Source organism: Kribbella sp. (genome assembly GCF_035655035.1).
Classification (GTDB): Bacteria; Actinomycetota; Actinomycetes; order Propionibacteriales; family Kribbellaceae; genus Kribbella.
Genome location: NZ_DASRVN010000245.1, coordinates 1 through 19514 on the forward strand (window position 1 = coordinate 1; position 19514 = coordinate 19514).

16 protein-coding genes are annotated in these 19514 nt (G+C 69.8%); 12 read left to right on the forward strand and 4 right to left on the reverse strand.

What is annotated here, in order from left to right; genetic code table 11:
- The 5 genes from VFF46_RS14160 to aqpZ form a co-directional block, all read left to right on the forward strand.
- The coding region (locus tag VFF46_RS14160) for a hypothetical protein (RefSeq protein WP_325037572.1) at window positions 1-348 on the forward strand (348 nt) is incomplete at its 5' end.
- A gap of 103 nt (window positions 349-451) precedes the next feature.
- Window positions 452-1267: a glycosyltransferase family A protein gene (locus VFF46_RS14165; RefSeq protein ID WP_325037573.1), complete on the forward strand. Its 816-nt coding sequence runs from the start codon at window positions 452-454 to the stop codon at window positions 1265-1267.
- 71 nt (window positions 1268-1338) lie between these two features.
- Window positions 1339-2979, forward strand: coding sequence for a DUF4091 domain-containing protein (locus tag VFF46_RS14170; protein WP_325037574.1), 1641 nt, complete (start codon window positions 1339-1341; stop codon window positions 2977-2979).
- Between the two features lie 78 nt (window positions 2980-3057).
- On the forward strand, window positions 3058-4479 hold the full coding sequence (locus VFF46_RS14175; protein WP_325037575.1) for an LCP family protein: 1422 nt from the start codon (window positions 3058-3060) through the stop codon (window positions 4477-4479).
- A gap of 63 nt (window positions 4480-4542) precedes the next feature.
- Window positions 4543-5304 carry an aquaporin Z gene (gene aqpZ / locus VFF46_RS14180; protein WP_325037576.1) on the forward strand — a complete coding sequence of 254 codons (762 nt, stop codon included), beginning with the start codon at window positions 4543-4545 and terminating at the stop codon, window positions 5302-5304.
- A 32-nt stretch (window positions 5305-5336) separates the two neighbouring features.
- Here the strand turns inward: aqpZ and VFF46_RS14185 are convergent, their stop codons facing one another.
- On the reverse strand, window positions 5337-5786 hold the full coding sequence (locus VFF46_RS14185) for an Lrp/AsnC family transcriptional regulator (protein WP_325037577.1): 450 nt from the start codon (window positions 5784-5786) through the stop codon (window positions 5337-5339).
- A 156-nt stretch (window positions 5787-5942) separates the two neighbouring features.
- On the opposite strand from VFF46_RS14185, the gene VFF46_RS14190 reads away from it, so the two are divergent.
- On the forward strand, window positions 5943-9380 hold the full coding sequence (locus tag VFF46_RS14190) for an indolepyruvate ferredoxin oxidoreductase family protein (protein ID WP_325037578.1): 3438 nt from the start codon (window positions 5943-5945) through the stop codon (window positions 9378-9380).
- Window positions 9381-9489: 109 nt separating this feature from the next.
- Window positions 9490-10983: a CehA/McbA family metallohydrolase gene (locus VFF46_RS14195; RefSeq protein ID WP_325037579.1), complete on the forward strand. Its 1494-nt coding sequence runs from the start codon at window positions 9490-9492 to the stop codon at window positions 10981-10983.
- Between the two features lie 3 nt (window positions 10984-10986).
- Here the strand turns inward: VFF46_RS14195 and VFF46_RS14200 are convergent, their stop codons facing one another.
- Window positions 10987-11802, reverse strand: coding sequence for a phytanoyl-CoA dioxygenase family protein (locus VFF46_RS14200; protein WP_325037580.1), 816 nt, complete (start codon window positions 11800-11802; stop codon window positions 10987-10989).
- Between the two features lie 85 nt (window positions 11803-11887).
- Here VFF46_RS14200 and VFF46_RS14205 point away from each other — a divergent pair, with 85 nt between their 5' ends.
- A complete protein-coding gene (locus VFF46_RS14205; protein ID WP_325037581.1) occupies window positions 11888-12763 on the forward strand; it encodes an AraC family transcriptional regulator in 876 nt (291 codons plus the stop codon).
- On the opposite strand, the gene VFF46_RS14210 is transcribed toward VFF46_RS14205, so the two are convergent.
- Complete coding sequence (locus VFF46_RS14210; RefSeq protein WP_325037582.1) at window positions 12760-14640, reverse strand: CASTOR/POLLUX-related putative ion channel; 1881 nt, start codon at window positions 14638-14640, stop codon at window positions 12760-12762. The two genes, VFF46_RS14205 and VFF46_RS14210, sit on opposite strands and share 4 nt — an antisense overlap.
- 81 nt (window positions 14641-14721) lie before the next feature.
- Window positions 14722-15483, reverse strand: a complete 762-nt coding sequence (locus VFF46_RS14215) for a RibD family protein (protein WP_325037583.1) — start codon at window positions 15481-15483, stop codon at window positions 14722-14724.
- Between the two features lie 106 nt (window positions 15484-15589).
- Between VFF46_RS14215 and VFF46_RS14220 the strand changes: the two genes are divergently transcribed.
- From VFF46_RS14220 to VFF46_RS14235, 4 genes are all read left to right on the forward strand, one after another.
- Window positions 15590-16315 (forward strand): VIT family protein, encoded by a 726-nt coding sequence (locus VFF46_RS14220; protein ID WP_325037584.1) that lies wholly within the window; start codon window positions 15590-15592, stop codon window positions 16313-16315.
- Window positions 16316-16483: 168 nt separating this feature from the next.
- A complete protein-coding gene (locus tag VFF46_RS14225) occupies window positions 16484-17632 on the forward strand; it encodes an extracellular solute-binding protein (protein WP_325037587.1) in 1149 nt (382 codons plus the stop codon).
- Window positions 17629-18561: a sugar ABC transporter permease gene (locus VFF46_RS14230; protein ID WP_325037585.1), complete on the forward strand. Its 933-nt coding sequence runs from the start codon at window positions 17629-17631 to the stop codon at window positions 18559-18561. Before VFF46_RS14225 ends, VFF46_RS14230 begins: the two co-directional genes overlap by 4 nt.
- Window positions 18561-19373 carry an ABC transporter permease gene (locus tag VFF46_RS14235; protein ID WP_325037586.1) on the forward strand — a complete coding sequence of 271 codons (813 nt, stop codon included), beginning with the start codon at window positions 18561-18563 and terminating at the stop codon, window positions 19371-19373. Before VFF46_RS14230 ends, VFF46_RS14235 begins: the two co-directional genes overlap by 1 nt.
- The last annotated feature ends 141 nt before the right edge of the window (window positions 19374-19514 follow it).

Genomic DNA, 19514 nt, shown 5'->3' on the forward strand with positions numbered 1-19514 from the left:
AGCGCCCAGCCGAACTTCGACAACGCCTTGCTGTACTGGGGTGTCGGCGGCAACATCGGCGACCGCGACAACACGACGTACGGCGGCTACCAGTTCGGGCTGATCGAAGGCCAGTACACCAAGGGCGACTTCGGCTCCTGGCGGACCTTCCTGTACGACTACCAGACCGGCAACGCCGACAAGACCGCGATCACCACCGACGGCGGCAGCACGGCGTTCGCGAACCCGACCATCACCAACCTCAAGACCCCCGACGGCCGCCCCGCGATTGTCGTCACGCTGTTCATCCCGAGCCAGGGCGCCGCCCCGGGCGAATCCGGCGAACTCATCTACTACCAGACCTACTGACGGCTCTCAGTGTTCTCTCAGCGGTTGCTCGACAGGATGACGCTCGTCCTGCTCAGCACGCGCATCGGGAGAGGCGGAGGGCATGGGTGGGCCGAGGTTCAGCGTGGTCATTCCTGCGTTCAACGAGGAACGGCTGATCGCGGAGTGTCTGCAGTCACTGGCCCGGCAGGACTTCGCCGGTGGGTACGAAGTGATTGTCGTCGACAACAACTGCACCGACCGGACCGCGGAGATCGCCCGCGGCTGCGGCGCGGTCGTCGTTCGTGAGGAGATCCCCGGGGTGTGCGCGGCCCGGCATCGCGGGACGCTGTCGGCGAACGGCGAGATCGTGGTGTCGACGGATGCCGACACCGTCTTCGGGACCGGCTGGCTGGCGGGGATCGACCGGACGTTCCGCCAAGGGCACGGGCGGGTCGCGGTCGCCGGTCCGTGCCGGTACCCCGAGGGGCCGTGGTGGGGCAAGGTGTACGCGCGGATCCTGTTCGAGTCGGTGTACGTCGCGTACCGGGTGACCGGGCGGGTCGGGTACGTCACCGCGACGAACATCGCGTTCCGCAAGGACGCCTGGTCCGGGTACGACCTGACCGGCACGCAAGGCGCCGACGAGCTCGGGCTGCTCCGGCAGTTGCGGTCCCGCGGCAAGGTGGCGTTCGACCGCGGCAACCCGACCCTCACGTCCGCGCGCCGGCTCGCGCAGGGGCTGACGTACAACGTGGTCGTGTCGTTCCTCTACTACTACGCGCTCGCCGTCACGCTGAACCGGCTGGCCGGGCGGACCGTGATCGGCACCGCGCCGTGCTTCCGGACCGACCGGCGGTGGCCGGCGGCGCGTCGGTACCGGACCCGGCTGCTCGCGATCGGCTGGCTGGTCGCGGCCGCGGCCGCCACCGTACTGATGGACCGCTTGATCGACGGCTGACCAGCCGTTGTGCATTACTGCGTGAACCGGCAGGATTGGTGCCACAATCACGCAGGAAGAGGTGGTCGGTGGTGTGGGAGTTCGTCGTATGCGACGCCCTGGTCAAGGTGCACCCGGTGCGGGAGCCGCGAGCCGCGGTGGCGGGGACCCGGTTCCAGGCGTTCCTCGGGGAGCGGGCGTCGTTCCAGCTCGCCTACCGGCCGCCGATGGTGCCGGAGTTCCGGGATCCGAGCCCGCTGCAGGTACGGGTGGAGGGGCCGGCGGCTGATCTCGTCGAGGTGTCGAGTGTGGAGCTCGTGCCCTGTACGTTCGTCGCGCTCCCGGGGCACGACGACGGCTACGAGTTCGACGAGCCGGGGCTGTACCCGGACGTCCTGCGGCCGGTGACGAACGGCGAGGCCCCGGTCCGGTTCGGGGCCTGGGCCGCGCTCTGGTTCGACGTCCGTACGACGGATCCCGCGCGGGCGGGCGTGCACGAGTTGGAGATCGTGATGCTCGCGCCCGACGGTGCGGAGCTGCATCGGCAGCCGGTGTCCGTCGAGATCACCGGGATCGAGCTGCCGCCGCTGGACATCGTGTCGAGCCACTGGATGCATCTTGACGCGCTCGCCGACCACTACGGCGTCGACGTGTTCAGCGAGGAGCACTGGGCGATCGTCGAACGCTTCATGGCATCGGCGGTGGAGATGGGCGCGACGTCCCTGCTCGCACCGGTCTGGACGCCGCCGCTCGACACCGCGGTCGGCTCGTACCGCACCGTCGTACAGCTGATCGACATCACCGCCACGGCCGACGGGTACGAGTTCGGCTTCGACCGGCTGCGGCGCTGGCTCGACCTGTGCCGCCGTACCGGGATCACCGGGGTCGAGGTCGCGCACCTGTTCACCCAGTGGGGCGCGAAGGCCACGCCCGGCATCGTGGTGAACGAGGAACGGGCCTTCGGCTGGGACGTCCCGGCGACCGACGTACGGTACCGGGACCTCATGCAGGCGCTGCTGCCCGCGCTGCAGGCGGTCCTCGACGAGAAGTGGGACCGCGAGCACGTCGTCTTCCACATCTCCGACGAGCCGTCGGGGGAGGACGGGCTGGCGAGCTACCTCGACGCGAAGGCCGTCGTCGCCGATCTGCTGAAGGGCTGGACGGTCGTCGACGCGCTGAGCGAGCACTCGTTCTACACATCCGGTGCCGTGGCCCTGCCGGTCGTCGCGACCGACCACGTCGAGCCGTTCCTCGCCGAGCGCCCGGAACAGCTCTGGGTGTACTACTGCGTCAGCCAGGACCGCGACGTCGCGAACCGCTTCATCGGGATGCCGTCGGCCCGCAACCGGGCGATCGGGCACCAGCTGTTCGCCTCCGGCGTCGACGGCTTCCTGCACTGGGGCTTCAACTTCTGGTACACCTGGCACGCGATCCGCCGGATCGACCCGTTCGCGGACACCTCCGCCGGCGGCGCGTTCCCGTCCGGTGACCCGTTCGCCGTCTACCCCGGCCCCGACGGTACGCCGTGGCCGTCGCTCCGGCACCGCGTCTTCGCGCAGGCGATGTGGGACCACCGCGCGCTCCAGGCCGTCCGCGCCGCCCAGGGCAACGCCGCCGCGGTGCAGCTCGTCGACCCCGATCACACGCTGCGTTTCGACCGTCCCGTTCTGGAACCGCTGCACTACTACGAGGCGCGCCGCCGGATGGTGGAGGCACTCAGCGCCACCCGGTGACAACCGACGCGGGTTCAGCGGAGTCCACCCAGTGTGAGGGACTTCGCTGACCGGCGTCGTACGCGTTCCATCGCGGTCGTGCTCGCACTGACGGTGGTCGGGGCGCTGCTGCCCGGCGTCGGGCTGATCGTCGGCGGGCGCCGCAAGCTCGGTACGTTCGTGCTCGCGGTGAGCGTCGCGCTGATCGGGGCCGGGGTGTACGTCGGGATCGCCCGGCCGACCGCGGTCGTCGCGCTGGTCGTCTCGCCGCACAAACTGCTGATCGTCGCGGTCGGCCTGGTACTGGTCGGGCTGGGATGGGTCTGGGTCGTGGTGGCCTCCCACGAACTGGTCCGGCCGCTCACGATGAAGCGGGTACCCCGGCTGGCCGGCGCGCTGCTGGTCGGCGTCCTGAGTTTCGCGATCGCCCTGCCGACGACCGCGGCGGTGTCGGCGGTCCTCTCGCAGCGCGACCTGATCGGCGCGGTCTTCCTGCCCGGCGTGGACTCCCGGAGCGCGACCCGGCCGACCGTGAACGTCCGCGATCCGTGGGCGAACCGCCCGCAGCTGAACGTCCTGCTGCTCGGTGGCGACGGCGGCACGGACCGGACCGGCATCCGGACCGACAGCGTGATGGTCGCGAGTATCGACACGCACACCGGCGTCACGCACCTGATCTCGCTCAGCCGGAACTGGATGCGGATGCCGTTCCCGGCGAACTCCCCGCTGCACAAGGTGTATCCGGACGGCTTCTGGGACCCGAGCCTCGGCGACGTCGAGCAGCCGGAGTACTACCTGGACGCGATGTACGAGAACGTGCCGAAGGCGCATCCGGGGATCCTCGGGCCGACCGACAACGAGGGGGCCGACGTACTGAAGGAGTCCGTGGGCGCGGCCGTCGGGCTGCCGATCGACTACTACGTACAGCTCAGCGTGCAGGGCTTCGAGAAGATGATCGACGCGCTCGGCGGGGTCACGGTGAACATCAACTACCCGGTGCCGATCGGCGGCGACTACGGCCTCGGTCCCGGTACCCGCGGGCCCCGCAAGCCGACCGGGTACCTGCAGCCCGGGCCGAACCAGAAGCTCGACGGATACCGCGCGATGTGGTTCGCCCGCGGCCGGTACGGGCTGGACGACCCGTCGCGGCAGGCCCGGCAGCGGTGCACGATCCAGGCCCTGGTGCACAGCGCGAACCCGGCGACGCTGGTGGCGCGGTACCAGCAGATCGCTGCCGCGGGCAAGCAGATGCTGCGCACCGACATCCCGCAGGAACTGCTGCCGGCGCTGGTCAGTCTGGCCGTGAAGATGAAGCACGGGGCGATCACGAACGTCGATCTGGACGCCGCCAAGAACTTCCCGACCGGCCGCGACCCGAACTACCGGGCGATCCGCGAACTGGTACAGCAAGCATTGCATCCCGTCAGCCACCCCGTCAGCCACCCGGCGACCACCCGGCACACCTCCAAGCCGGCCCCGACCCAGAGCCTCGCGCAACTCTGCGCCTACCACCCGAGCTGAATTCCACCCACTGTCACGGCCTTGTGTCGTACTGTAACAGTACGTTCACTCAAGGAGGCAGTCGTGGAATCACCCAGTCCTGCTGCTCGGATCGGCGCGGAGTTCCTCGGGACGTTCTGGCTGGTGTTCGCCGGGTGCGGTGCGGCCGTGCTGGCCGGCGTCGTCCTCACCCCGGACAAGGTGCCGGTCGGCATCGGGTACCTCGGGGTCGCGCTGGCGTTCGGCCTGACGGTACTGACGATGGCGTTCGCCGTCGGCCACGTGTCCGGCGGGCACTTCAACCCCGCGGTGACGATCGGCCTGGCGGTGGCCAAGCGGATCGAGTGGAAGTGGGTCCCGACGTACGTCGTCACCCAGGTCGTCGCCGGTACCGTGGCCGGCGCCATCCTGCTGGTCATTGCCAACGGCAAGCAAGGCTTCAGCGCCGTCGACAGCGGCTTCGCCAGCAACGGGTACGGTGACCGGTCGCCCGGTGGCTACTCGCTGCTCGCCTGTGCGCTCGTGGAGGTCGTGCTGACGGCGTTCTTCCTGTACGTGATCCTCGGTGCGACCGACGACCGGGCGCCGAAGGGGTTCGCGCCGATCGCGATCGGGCTCAGCCTGACACTGATCCACCTGGTCGGCATCCCGGTCACCAATACGTCGGTCAACCCGGCGCGCTCGCTCGGAGTCGCCTGGTTCGCCGGTGGCGCGGCGCTCGGGCAGGTGTGGTTGTTCATCGTCGCCCCGATCGTCGGGGCCGCGATCGCGGGCGTGAGCTACGCGGCGATCACCGGCGCCCGGGCGGAGGAAGAAGTGGACCTGGGGGTGGCCAACAACCCGTGACGGCGGGCTCGGTCGGCGGCCAGGTATGCCCGTCAGCCGAGCCGGGTCCACTGCTCGAGTACGACGAGGGTCTTCGTGCTCGCGATCGCCTCGCCGGAGCGGAGCTTGCTCACCACCCGGCGCAGGTCGTCGACGCCCTCGACCCGGATCCGCACCAGCGCGTCCGGGTCGCCGGCCAGCGTCAGCACCTCCTCGACCTCGGGGATCTGCGCGACGAACTCCATGATCTGCGCGAGGTCGAGGTCGTCGGCGAAGTGCAGCTCGGTCATCGCCTCGATGCCGGTGGCGATCCGGCCGTGGTTGATCTTCACCGTGTAGCGCTCGATCACGCCGAGCTTCTCCAGCCGCGCGATCCGGCGCTGCACGGGCGCCACGGTGAGCCCGACGGCGGCCGCGATCTCGCGCAGCGGGCGGCGCGCGTTCTCCCGGAGCAGGTCGAGGATCACCCGGTCGGTACGGTCGAGGGTCGCCTGGTCGGTCACGCAACAAAATGTACGCCGGACACCGGGTATGTTGCGCGCGAGCCGGGCAGATCGGCGTACCGGTTGCGAATCGTCGCCAAACTGGACGACCGGTGTTGTGACCTCGCCCACCAGGCCGCACGCTCGGGGCAATCGTCGCCGATCCTGGGAGAACCGATGACCGAGTTGCTCGATCGCCCGGTCGCCACGCCGGCGCCGTACGACCTCGCCGATCGTTTCCGTACGGCGGGGCCGCCGACGCTGCTGACCGGCGTACAGGCGATCGCCCGGCTGCTCGTCGAGCATCGCGCGCTGGACCGGCGGCGCGGGCTGCGGACCGCCTCGTTCGTCTCCGGCTACCAGGGCAGTCCGCTCGGCGGTCTGGACAAGCTGCTCGCCGGGATGCCGGACGTGCTCGACGCGAACGACATCCAGTTCGTGCCCGGCCTGAACGAGGAGCTCGCCGCCACCTCGGTGTGGGGGAGCCAGATCGAGCTGCCGCTCGGCACCGCCACCCACGACGGCGTCACCGGCTTCTGGTACGGCAAGGGCCCCGGCGTCGACCGCGCCACCGACGCGCTGCGGCACGCCAACATGTACGGCGTGAATCCGCGCGGCGGCGCCGTCCTGCTGGTCGGCGACGACCCGGCGTCGAAGTCCTCGACCGTACCGGCCGTCAGCGAGCGCTCCCTGGCCGCGCTCGGCATCCCGGTGCTGTTCCCACGGAACGCCGCCGAGATCGTGACGCTCGGCCTGCACGCGATCGAGCTGTCCCGGACGACCGGCTGCGTGGTCGCGCTGAAGATCGTCGCGGACGTCGCCGATGGCGCCTGGGTGGTCGACGCGGCCGCTTCCGACGTACGTCCGGTCGCGCCCGCGATCGAGTGGGACGGCACGCCGTACAGCTATCAGCAGCGCCCGATGATCATCCGCCCGGACGCGATCGTCCGCGCCGAGGCCGACCTGGTCGGCCCGCGGACCGAGCTCGTCCGGGCGTACGCCGTCGCGAACGGGCTGGACGTGCTCGACGTCGACCCGGCCGGCGCGCGGGTGGGTTTCGTTGCCTCGGGCAGCTGTTACGACTCGATGCGGCAGGCAATGACCGACCTCGGTGCCACCGACGAGACGCTCGCCCGGGCAGGGATCCGGGTGCTGCGTCTCGGGCTGATGAGTCCGGTTGCCGCCGGCACCATTCGGTCGTTCGCCGAGGGCCTGGACCGGATCGTGGTGGTCGAGGACAAGACCGCGTTCGTCGAGACCCAGCTCCGCGAGATCCTCTACGGTACGCCCGAGGCCCCGCAGATCCTCGGCAAGCGCGACGCGACCGGCCGGACGCTGATCCCGGCCGACGGCGAACTGACCTCGGGCCGGCTGCTCGGCCCACTCCGGCAGCTGCTGCAGGACCTGGTCGAGATCACCCCGCCGGCCGCGCGCCGGACCCAGCTCCCGCTGCTGTCGACCAGCCGGTCGGCGTACTTCTGCAGCGGTTGCCCGCACAACCGCTCGACGGCACTGCCGGAGGGATCGATGGGCGGCGGCGGGATCGGCTGCCACGCCATGGTGACGATCTCGGACCGCGAGGACAGCGCGGTCACCGGCGTCACCCAGATGGGCGGCGAGGGCGCGCAGTGGATCGGGCAGGCCTGGTTCACCGACGCGGGCCACATCTTCCAGAACGTCGGCGACGGTACGTTCTTCCACTCCGGGCAGCTCGCCGTACAGGCCTGTATCGCGGCCGGGGTGAACATCACCTACAAGGTGCTCTACAACGAGGTCGTCGCGATGACCGGCGCCCAGGACGCCGAAGGCGCGCTCACCGTGCCGCAGTTGACGCACAAGCTGCGCACCGAGGGCGTACGGAAGATCGTTGTCTGCGCCGAGGATCCGAGCCGGCACCACCGCCGCGATCTCGCGCCGGGCACCCTGCTGTGGGACCGCGACCGCCTCGACGAGGCGCAGCGCATGCTCCGGGACATCCCCGGCGTCACCGTGCTGATCTACGACCAGCACTGCGCCGCGGACGCGCGCCGGCAGCGCAAGCGCGGCAACCTGCCCGCCCGCACGCAGCGGGTCGTCATCAACGAGGCGGTCTGCGAGGGCTGCGGCGACTGCGGAGTGAAGAGCAACTGCCTGTCGGTGCAGCCGGTCGAGACGGAGTACGGGCGGAAGACCCGGATCGAGCAGACGTCCTGCAATACCGACTACAGCTGCCTGGACGGCGACTGCCCGTCGTTCGTGACTGTGGAGACTGCGTCGAGCCGTCAACGTCCGTCGTTCCCGGAGCCGCCGCCGGTGGTTCCGAGCAGCGCCGAGGAGCGCGTGACCGGCACGCAGAACGTCTTCATGGCCGGTATCGGCGGCACCGGCATCGTCACGGTCAACCAGGTGCTCGCGACCGCCGCGCTGCGGGCCGGGTACTCGGTCGAATCGCTCGACCAGACCGGCCTCAGCCAGAAGGCGGGCCCGGTCACCGGCCACCTGCGGTTCGCGGACGGCGACCTGGAACCGGCCAACCGGCTCACGCCCGGCTCCGCGGACTGCTTCATCGGCTTCGACCTGCTGACCCTCGCCGAGGACCGGAACCTTGCCTACGGCAACGGTGCGCTGACCCGGACCGTGCTCTCGACCAGCCGGACGGCGACCGGCGCGATGGTGTACGACCCGGCCGTCCGGCATCCCAACGAGGCCGCCCTGCTGGACCGGGTCCGCACCGCCACCGCCGAGCTGTTCGCCTTCGACGCGCTCGAGGCCGCGGACCGGCTGTTCGGCAACACCGTCGCGGCGAACTTCCTGCTCGTTGGTGCGGCCTACCAAACAGGCGCGCTCCGGCTGCCGGCGGCCGCGATCGAGGAAGCCATCGAGATCAACGGCACCGCGGTCTCGGCGAACATCGCCGCCTTCCGCTGGGGCCGGACGGCCGTCACCGATCCCGCGGCGTTCCGGGCACCGGAAACCCCGGCCCGGGTACGCGAGGTCCCTGCCTCGGTCGCGGCCTCCGGCCTGGAAGGCGAAGTACTGCGACTCGTCACCCAGCGCGCCACCGACCTCGTCGCGTACCAGAACGTCAAGCTGGCGGATGCGTACGTCGATGTCGTGACGCGCGTCGCCGCCGCCGAGCAAGCTGTCACCACGGAGAGCCGCTTCAGCGAGGCCGTGGCGCGGAACCTGTTCAAGCTGATGGCGTACAAGGACGAGTACGAGGTGGCCCGCCTGCTCACCGACCCGGAGTTCCTGGCCACGGCGGACGGCCCGGTCTCGTTCAAGCTGCACCCGCCGATCCTGCGCGCGCTGGGCCGGAAGCAGAAGCTCAGCTTCGGTCCGCGCACCCACGGCGCGCTGCGGATCCTCGCCCACCTGAAACCCCTCCGCGGCACCCGCGCCGATCTCTTCGGGTACGCCCACGTCCGCAAACTCGAACGCGCCCTCCGGGACCACTACCGTTCCCTGGTCCTCGACGTCGCCGCCTCCCTGGACGCGACCTCGTACGACCGCGCCGTCCAGCTCGCCGAACTCCCGGACCTGATCCGCGGCTACGAGTCGGTCAAGCTCCGCACCGTCGACCGGTACCTGGCCGCCCTCCGGAACCTCGGCATCGATGTGACGCCCATGAGCTGAGACACCGTTCGGTCGGCGGTCATGTTGCCGTTGCCTGGAAGACGCCGTGGGGTGTTTGGTTTCCGGCATGACTGACGCCGCAATTACCGCCATCACCAGGAGAGGTCTGTTGACCGCAGCCGGAGCGGGGACGATCGTCGCGTTGGCGCCGATCAGCTTCGCGGCCGCGTCGACCGGCTCGAAGACCCAGGTGGTCGAGGGACACATCGCACCAGGGCCGACGGACTTCGTGTACCTGCCGGTCAACGTGCCGCGAGGGGTGCAGCAGATCTCGGTGAACTACAGCTACTCCAAGCCGCCGGTCCCGTCCGGTACGCCGGGCAACTCCTGCGACATCGGGATCTTCGACGCGCGCGGCTTCGACTTCAACGGCGACGGGTTCCGGGGCTGGTCCGGTGGTTTCCGGACCGCGTTCAGCATCAGTCGTACCGAGGCGACCCCGGGGTACCTGCCCGGCGACGTGATGCCGGGGACCTGGCACGTCGTGCTCGGCCCGTACCAGGTGGCACCGGCCGGCCTGGACTACCACGTCGAGGTCACGCTCACGTACGGCGAACCCGGGCCGGCGTACGTCCCGGCGTACCCGCCGACCCGGGCGCAGGGCCGCGGGCGGGACTGGTACCGCGGCGACTGCCACCTGCACACGGTGTACTCCGACGGACGGCACCTGCCCTCGGACGTGAGCACCGAAGCCCGCGCGGCCGGGCTGGACTTCATCGTGTCGACCGACCACAACACGAGCGCCTCGCACGGCGTGTGGGGCCCGCTCGCCGGGGACGACCTGCTGATCCTCACCGGCGAGGAGGTCACCACCCGGAACGGGCACTGGCTCGCCCTCGGTACCAAGCCCGGGCAGTGGGTGGACTGGCGGTTCCGCGCCCGCGACGGCGTGTTCGACCGGATCCAGCAGCAGGTGCACAAGGCCGGCGGCCTGTGCGTATCGGCGCACCTGTACTGCCCGTGGATCGCCAGCGAGTGGAAGTTCGGGTTCGAAGGACTGGACGCCACCGAGGTCTGGACCGGCCCGTGGGGCTGGGACGACGACGCCGCGGTCTCGACCTGGGCGAACCTGCTGGCCGCAGCGGTCCGCGAGAAGAAGCCGTGGCTGCCCGCGATGGGCAACAGCGACGCCCACAACCCGGGCAACGTCGTCGGCCTGCCGCACAACGTGGTGCTCGCCGACGACCTGTCGAAGGACGCGGTCCTCGCCGGGCTGCGGGCCGGCCGGTCGTGGATCGCCGAGTCCTCGAAGGTCTCGCTCGAGTTCACCGCGACCTCGGCGTACGGCCGGAAGGCGGGTATCGGCGAGCGGCTCGCGGCGCAGCCGACCGAGCAGATCACCGTCAGCGCGAAGGTCAGCGGCGTACCGAACGGCACCGTGCGGATCCTCACCGACGAGGGGCAGATGCTGCAGAGCAGCCTGGACGGCACCGGTGCCGGGACCGTCACCTGGCTCACCACGCCGCTCAGCGCCGCGTTCGTCCGCGCCGAGGTCCGGCACCCGCTCGCCGACGGCACCCCGGGCCACACCTCGATGGACCCGGGGCTGACGTTCGGCCCGATGGCCGCGCTCACCAACCCGATCTTCCTCGGGCGCGCCTGACGCTCAGGCAGGCCCGGCGTACAGGACGGGGTTCAGGGGACTCTGCGGGACCTTCCCGATCTGTACGCCGGGCATCCAGTTCGCGATGTCGGCGGTCTGGAACTCGTTCGTCGGCTCGGTGACGCGGACGTCGGCGTCCAGGTAGATGACGGTCATCACGCGGCGCGGCACGGTGCCGTGGTTCGGGCCGGCGTGGTGGAAGGTCCAGCCGCGGTGGAAGCTGGCGTCGCCGAGGGCGAACGGCTCGACGACGTCCTCGAAGTTCTGCTCGGCGACGGCCTTCTTCAGCAGTTCCTCGGACTCGTCGGAGATCGGGAGGTCGCGGCCGAAGGCGAAGTTGTGGCTGCCGCGGGCGAACGCGAGCGGCCCCATCGCGAGCGGCGTCTCCTGCAGCGGCAGCCAGATCGTCACGCAGCGGTCGGAGGACAGCGGCCAGTAGTACTGGTCGGCGTGCCAGGGCGTGATGCCGCCACTCGGCTCCTTGTAGAGCGCCTGGTCGTGGTAGAGGCGTACGGCGTGCACGCCGAGCAGCCGGGCGGCGATGCCGGCGAGGCGCCGGGAGAACACGAGTTCCTTGACCTTCTCGTTCTCCCGCCAGAGGTTCATCACCTGGAGGAACGCCTTGCCGTACGTGTCGCGTTCTTCGAGCGGCAGGTCCTGGGTGTTCAGCCGGATGACCTCGCTGGTGATGGTCGGTTCGTATTGGGCGATGGTCTCGGGGCTCAGCACACCGGAGAGGTGCACGAACCCGTCGCGGGTGAAGTCGGCGGTGGCGGTCGCGGGCAGTCCGTCGTACGGCGTGTCCAGTTCGGTCGTCATACGCCAACGATTCCAAGCCGGGATCCCGGGCGCTACGTCGCTGATGGCCTGTTCTGGTACTGGTTTGTCCTTCTAGGATGAGCGGGTGAAGCCGCGCTACGAACGGCCCGGGGTGACCGACGGGTCGACGTTCGTCAGCTTCCTGCGTTGCGAGGACGGGTTCGACTTCGCCTGGCACTTCCATCGTGAGTACGAGCTGACGCTCATCACGGGTGGATCGGGCACAAGATATGTGGGTACCACCGTCGAGCGATATCTGCCGGGTGACCTCGTACTGCTCGGTCCCGAGCTACCGCACACGTACGCGTCGTCGCAGTGGTCCGAGGCCGCCGTCACGCAGTTCCGGCACGACTTCCTCGGGCCGGGCTTCTTCGAGCTCCCGCAGTTCGGCGCGATCCGGAGCCTGCTGAGCGGATCCGCCCGCGGGCTGTCCTTCGCCGCGACGCCGGAGTTGCAGGCCGACGTCGCCCGCCTGCCGCGGCTCGAGCCGGCCGAGCAGACGGTGCGACTGCTCGACGTCCTGTCCCACCTCGGCACGCAGACGCCGGCACCGATCACCGGCGCCGGATACGCGGCCGCACCGAGCACCGCCGTACGCGATCGGGTCGACGTCATCTGCCGCCACCTCCAGCAGACCCACACCGAGCCGGTCCACCTGGAAGAGATCGCGGCCCTCGTGCACCTCACGCCGACCTCGTTCAGCCGCTTCTTCCGGCGCGCCCTCGGCTGCACCCTCACCGACTACGTCAACCAGCTCCGCGTCGAGACGGCCAGCCGGCTCCTCACCACCACCTCGCTCCCGATCACCGAGATCGCCACCCGCAGCGGCTACCGCAACCTCGCCAACTTCAACCGCCGCTTCCGCGAACTCAAGTCGATGCGCCCGACCGAGTACCGATCGGCACACCCGGCGGCCACGCTCAGTCCGTACGACGCCAACGTGATCGGTCTGCCCCGCTAGTCCTCCGACACCACGATGACGCTGTCGCCATACCCCAGGGTCAGCGGCTCGGACCTCGACGGGTTGAGCACGACGCCGTACGTCGGCGAGCGGTCGCTGTTCCGCTTGAGCCGGTAGCCGATCGCGATCTCACCCTGCCGGCGGGCCGCCTCGACGACCGTCGCGAAGTTGGCGTCGGCGCCGGGGACCAGGTAGTCCGGCGCCGGCTTGAGATAGATCTCGGAGCCTTCGGGATCGAACAGGTCCGCGAAGACCGCGTGCAGGTGCCGGTTCTCGGCCAGCTGGGTGAGCAGCAGGCTGACGAGCTTGCTGCTCACGATGAAGTCGTCGGCCTTGGTCACCTGGGCGACCCGGCGGTTGTTGTCGTCGTACATCTCGGTGACGATCGAGTACGGATCGCCGAGCTTGACCTCGATGTCGCGCAGGTGCAGGAGCGTCAGCAGCGTCCGGTTGTCGGCGTGGTCCGGGGCGACGGTGTCGTCGGCCAGCACCACGACGTGCTGGTAGCTGCCGAGATCGAGGGCTTCCAGCGCGGATCTGGTCGTCGGTTCGCAGCGCCGGTACCGGACCTTGAGATTCGTCCGCTTGGACTTGGTCACGCCCGGCGGCTCCTCCGGCGCGGCGATGTCCACCGACGAGCGCGGTTCGGCGAAGCGGTCCAGCAGGTCGATGATCTTGGCCGCCCGGTTGTTCCAGCCGATCAGCAGCGTGCGGTTCGGCTGCGGCTCGTGGCCGGCCGGGGTCGCGATCGCCGCGTCGACGACGGGCGGCGGGTTCTCGGCCAGCCTGATCAGCAGATCGTCCTCGGCCAGCACGATCATCTGGTCCCCGCTGCCGATCACGGTGTCCATCCCCGGGTTGACCAGCACCCGTCCGTCGCTCGTACAGACACCGATCGGTACGCCGAGCGCGTAGCGGTCGAGGGTTTCGCCGTACGTCGAACCCTCGAGCGCCGGCTCGGGCTTCAGATAGAACTCGCTGCCCGCGAAGTCCAGCAGATCGCTGCACACCGCCGACAGGCCGGCCTGCCGGTGCGACTGGACCACGAGCCGGACGATGATGTCGTCGGCATCGACCAGCAGCGCGTCGTCGCCGGCCGCCAGCCGTGCGGCGGCGACGTTGCCGGAGTCGAGGACCGCTGCCACGACATGTGGCCGGGTGGCCGGCCAGCGGCGGTTGTTGAGCAGCAGCAACGTCTTGATCACGTCGATGTCGGCGTCCGGACCGGCCGGCGGCAGCACCAGGACCGACCGCGCGGTGTCCGGGCTGACCAGCTCGAGGTCGGCCGGCTTCAACGGGCTGCCGGACCGGCAGATCACCCGGATCCGCCCGGACTGCGGGACCAGCGCCCGGATCTGGTCCTCCATCTCGACCTTGTCCCGGTCCGCCAGTACGACGACGCAGGGTTTGCGCTGCCCGAGGTTGGCGGTCGCGAGCTCGCCGATCACCGTGAAGACCTGGTCGGACCAGCCGAGCACGATCGTGTGGCCGGACTCGATCAGCCGCGACCGGCCCTTGCGCAGTTCGCCGATCCGGTTCTCCAGGCCGGTGGTCAGCACACCGATGAGTGAGCTGACGATGAAGATGCCGCCGATCGTGACCGTGAGCATCAGCGCCAGGAAGACCGGCTTGCCGGTGTCGCCGCCCATCGTGCCCGGGTCGAGTGTCCGGAGCAGGCTCATCCACGCCACGCCGCCCCAGCCGCCGCTCGCCTCGGTGTCCTCGTTGGTCAGCAGCACCACGAGCACCGTCACCACGGCGATCAGCGCGACCGAGGCCAGCCCGAGCCAGCCGATCAAGGCGGGCGTACCGCGGTCCATCGTCCCGTCGAACCAGTACCGCAACCGATTCCGCCACTTGAGCCGCCTCGCGGGCACTACCGCACCTCCGTCACCGTCGCGCCCGCCAGGCCGTCCGCCCACCGAATCACCGGCAGAACGCTAACAGCGCCGCAGAGCTCAGTTGTGCGGTACGGCATAGTGGAGGCGGACGGTGCCGCCCGCGTCCGCGTGGACCGAAAGCAGCTCCAGCCGGGCGGGGGTTTCGCCGACGGCGAGGGGTGGGCCGTCCGTGATCGACGGGGTGCCGAGGCCGCCGATCAGGGCGGGCAGGACGGTGACGTGCAGCTCGTCGATCAGGTCCGCCCTTAGCAACGCGCCGTTGAGCCCACCGCCCGCGGCCGACAGCACACAGGTGATTCCGAGCTCCGTTCCCATCAGCGCGATCGCTTCGGCGAGGTCGACGCGATCGTCGCCGGCGACGAGGTAGCAGATGCGCTCGCGGCGGAGATACGCAAGGTAGTCCGCGGGCGTCGACCGTGACACGAGCACCAGGGCGTCCCAGTTCTCGTTGTCCTCCGTCCAGCGCACCCGCCCGCGACTGTCGACGACGGTGAACCACATGTGCGGCGGCGATACCTGCCCGGTGACCTCCGGCGGCAGGAAATGCTCGTACAGCTCGTCGCCGTCCCCGTCGTACAACGGAAGCTCCTCCGGCGTCGCACCTTCGACGACCAGACTCCCACTGCCCTCGAGCACCGCGTTACAGCCGTACTGCGCCTTGACCACCTCCATGACGTCCACCGAATCGGCGACGGGCGGCGTGATCGCGGCCCACAACTCCGAACTCGGACGATGCATCAGCAACGCGTCCCGCACGAGCGCGACCTTCCCGTCGACGCTCGCACCCACACTGACCACAACCCGCGGCCGTCCGGCCATCGTCGCCTCCTGAAGTCGGGGACCCATCCCTACCAGGGGCCACCGACAACCAGTGGCGCTGCGGCGGTCCTGGACGGCGGGCGTCGTACGTTGCAGGCTGGACGTCGTGACTGGTTTCGACGAGATACCCGCACATCCCGGTGAACCGCATCGCGCGGGCCTCGCCGGGCGGCTGAACTGGCTCCGGGCCGGGGTGCTCGGCGCCAACGACGGCATCGTGTCGACGGCCGGTCTGGTCGTGGGCGTGGCCGGGGCGACCACCTCGGCGACGGCGATCCTGACCGCCGGGATCGCCGGTCTGGTCGCCGGTGCGGTGTCGATGGCGCTGGGGGAGTACGTGTCGGTGAGCAGCCAGCGGGACACCGAGCGGGCCTTGCTGGCGAAGGAACGCGCGGAGCTGGCCGCCGCGCCCGAGGACGAACTGGCCGAGCTGACGGCGATCTACGTCGCCAAGGGCCTGCGTCCCGAGACGGCGCAAGTGGTGGCGGCCGAGCTCACCGAGCGGGACCCGTTGGTGGCGCACGCCGAGGCGGAGCTCGGCATCAGCCCGGACGAGCTCAGCAACCCGTGGCATGCGGCCGGTGCCTCGGCGCTCGCGTTCACGGTCGGCGCGTTGCTCCCACTGATCGCGATCCTGCTGCCGGGACCGTCGATCCGGGTCCCGGTCACGTTCGTCGTCGTCCTGCTCGCCCTGGCCGGGACCGGCGCGTTGAGCGCCCACCTGGGCGATGCCCGCAGGCTGCCGGCCGTCGCACGGCTCGTCGTCGGCGGCGCGCTGGCGATGGCAGTCACGTTCGGCGTCGGCCAGCTGGTCGGCTCCACCGCCCTCTGAGCGAGCCACGGATTCCCCCGCCGGTCACGGTTTGTTAAGACAAATTCGCACGCCCGGCAATCTCGCCCGGGGCAGCATTGCCCGGGGCAACGCGCCAAGATAGCGTTCGCCGAGTTGCCGCCGCGCGTACTGGGCGTGGCGTTCGATCAGGAGGCTTGTGTGAAACGCATGTCTGTCGTCGGGGTGGTGGCATCCATCGCCGTAGCGACCGCCGGTCTTGCCGGGTGTGCTCAGAAGAGCACCGGCTCCGGGAGCACCGGTGGGGATTCCGGTACGAAGACCGTCCGGGTCTTCCTCAGTGGCGACACGAATGTCCAGACGCTGTGGCAGAAGGACCTCGCCCCGGCGTTCGAGAAGGCGAACCCGGGCTACAAGGTCGACGTCACGCTCGACCTGCACGGTGAGCACGACGCGCAGACGATGGCCAAGCTGGCCAGCTCGGTCGCGCAGAAGAAAGACCCCGGGTTCGACATCGTCGACGGCGGCTTCGTCGCCAAGGCCTCGGCGGCGAACCTGCTGCAGCCGGTCGACGCGAGCAAGATCTCCGCGCTGTCGGACATCCCCGCGGACGTCGTGAAGGCCGGCGGCACGGGCGGCATCCCGTACCGCGGCTCGTCGGTGCTGCTGGCCTACGACACGAAGACCGTGCCGGCGCCGCCGAAGACGCTCGACGACCTGCTCGCCTGGATCAAGGCGAACCCCGGCAAGTTCACCTACAACTCGCCGAAGTCCGGCGGCTCGGGCGGCGCGTTCGTGGCCACGGTGCTCGACAAGTACGTACCGGCCGACGCGCGCGAGAAGATGACGGTCGGGTACGAGAAGGACCTGGAATCCACCTGGGACAAGGGTTTCGCCGAGCTGAAGAGCCTGAACCCGTACGTGTACCAGAAGGGCGTCTACCCGAACGGCAACCAGCAGACGCTGGACCTGCTGGCCCACGGGCAGATCTCGATGGCGCCGGTCTGGTCCGACCAGTTCACCACCGGTGTCGCGAACGGCTCGATCCCGGCGACGGTGAAGGCCGCGCAGATCTCGGACCCGTCGTTCACCGGCGGCGCGGCGTACCTCGGCATCCCGGCGAACACGCCGAACGGCGACGCCGCGCTGAAGCTGGTGAACTTCGTCCTCGAGCCCGCCCAGCAGGCCTCGATCGTGAAGGACATCTCGGGCTACCCGGCGATCTCGTCGGACAAGCTGCCGGCCGAGGTCGCGGCGAAGTTCGCGAACGCCGACACCCGGAACCTGCGCAAGGGCTACTACGACCAGATGGGCAAGGACCTCAACAAGCTCTGGGACGAGAAGGTGCCCGGCAAGTGACCTCGGTAGTCGCCGCCCGCTCTCGGCCCGCGCGCCGGGCGCGGGAAGGGCAGGCCCGCGGCCTGTTCATGGCGCTGCCGCCGATCGTGCTGATCGCGCTGTTCATCGGGTTCCCGATCGTGCTCGCGTTCGGCTTCAGCTTCGGGTTCACCGGCGGCCTGAACAAGACGATCGCGCTGATCGGCCAGAACGTGCACCACGCGCGCGGCGCGACGCCGACGTTCGGCGCGTACTCCGACCTGTTCGCGGACCAGCGGTTCCTCGGTGACCTGGTGGTGACGGTCGTCGTCACGCTCGTCAGTACGACGGTGGTGATCCTGCTCGCGACGACCATCGGGCTGTACCTGAAGTGCCGCGGCGGCGTACTGGGCAAGGTGCTGTCCGCGCTCGCGGTGATCCCGCTGTTCATCCCGGTGGTGATCGCGTCCTGGGCGATCCTCGGGTTCTACTCCGCCGACGGGTTCCTGCGCAGCGTGGCCGCGCAGTTCGGGGTCGAGTTCCCGATCTGGTCGTTCACGATGGTGACGGTGATCATCGGCTCGGTCTGGACCTCGCTGCCGTTCGCGACACTGCTGGTCTCGTCAGGACTGCAGGCCGTACCGCAGGCGATGATCGACGCCGCGCGGGACGCGGGCGCCTCGTTCTTCCGGGTGGTGACCTCGATCCTGGTCCCGATGGCGGGGGTGCCGATCGTGATCGCGACGACGTTCACGGCGATCGGTACGCTCGGCTCGTTCACGGTCCCGTACTTCACCGGGCCGAACTCGCCGAACATGCTCGGCGTCGACATGTCGAACTACTTCTCGGCGTTCAACCAGCCGCAGCAGTCCGTGGTGATGGCGTTCGTCGTGTTCGCGATCGCGTCCGGGATCGCCGCCGTGTACGTGTGGGCGAACTTCCGCTCGGCCAAGGAAAGCGGGGCGGTCTGATGGCGCGGCGCGCGGTCAGTGGCGCCGTCGCGACCATCTTCGCGCTTGCCCTGGCGATCTTCATCATCGGACCGCTCGCCTGGCTCGCGGTGCACGCGTTCGCGACGAGCTGGACGTACCCGCACCTGCTGCCGGACGGCTGGACCCTGCACTGGTGGAGCGTCGTGTCGCAGGACGGGGCGCTCGGGGTCGCCGTACAGAACTCGTTGTTCTTCGCCCCGATCACGGTCCTGGCCTCCGCGGTGGTCTGCCTGCCGGCGGCGTACGCGTTCGCGCGGTTCGCGTTCCCCGGCCGCCGGTTCTTCCTGATCGGGCTGTTCGCCGCGAACGCGTTCCCGAAGATGGGCCTGTTCGTGTCGCTGGCGGCGCTGTTCTACGCGCTCAACCTGATGAACACGATCCTCGGCATCCTGATCGTGCACGTCCTCGGCACCGTGGTGTTCATGACCTGGATCCCGGCCGCCGCGTTCGCCGCCGTACCACGCAGTCTCGAGGAGGCCGCGCGGGACGCCGGGGCGTCGAAGCTGCGGACGTTCTTCAGCGTCACGCTGCCGATGGCGCTGCCGGGCATCCTGGTGGCCGCGATCATGAGCTTCCTGGCGTCCTTCGACGAGGCGCAGGGCACGTACCTCGTCGGCGCGCCGGACTACCTGACGATGCCGACCGAGATGTACAGCCTGGTGCTGAACTACCCGACCCAGGTGGCGGCGGTGTTCTCGATCCTGCTCGCCATCCCTTCCGTCGCGCTGCTGCTGGCCGCGCAGAAGCACATCCTCGGCGGCCAGCTCGCCGAGGGCTTCCAGATCAAGTAGAGGCACCGTGACCACGAACTCCACCGCGACGACCACCGAGACCGGCACCGGGACGCGTACCACGGCCGGGCTCGAGATCAGCGGTCTGCACAAGTCGCTCGGCGGCCGGACGATCATCGACAGCCTCGACCTCACCGTCGA